Annotated in this window: 1 protein-coding gene; it reads right to left on the bottom strand. The window is 25.2% G+C overall.

Going from position 1 to position 278, the window contains the following annotated elements:
* Window positions 1-210, bottom strand: a 210-nt coding sequence (locus EZH24_RS14975) for a restriction endonuclease subunit S domain-containing protein (protein WP_201798612.1), incomplete at its 3' end; no start/stop codon positions are given.
* Window positions 211-278: the final 68 nt, after the last annotated feature.

Genomic DNA, 278 nt, shown 5'->3' with positions numbered 1-278 from the left:
AGTAAATTTAGTTTGAGCAGTAATACCATTTTTTAATTCTGCAATTTTTATTACGGGTTTACCGCTATCTGTAAAGTTAATATTTTTAAATGCTAATCCATTTTTCCATATAGCTAAATCATATAATATTTTTTCTTCCCAATTTCCATAATATATGGGCTTATATATATTTCCTTTTTCTACATTACTACTATCATCATTATTTTTCATTATTAAAAAACCTCTAATACATTATGAAAATATTCAGGAATTGCCCAAAAAGCTGCTGCCTATTCTAA

Source organism: Brachyspira catarrhinii (assembly GCF_005518285.1).
GTDB lineage: Bacteria > Spirochaetota > Brachyspiria > Brachyspirales > Brachyspiraceae > Brachyspira > Brachyspira catarrhinii.
This window is presented reverse-complemented; position numbering and strand designations above follow the sequence as displayed.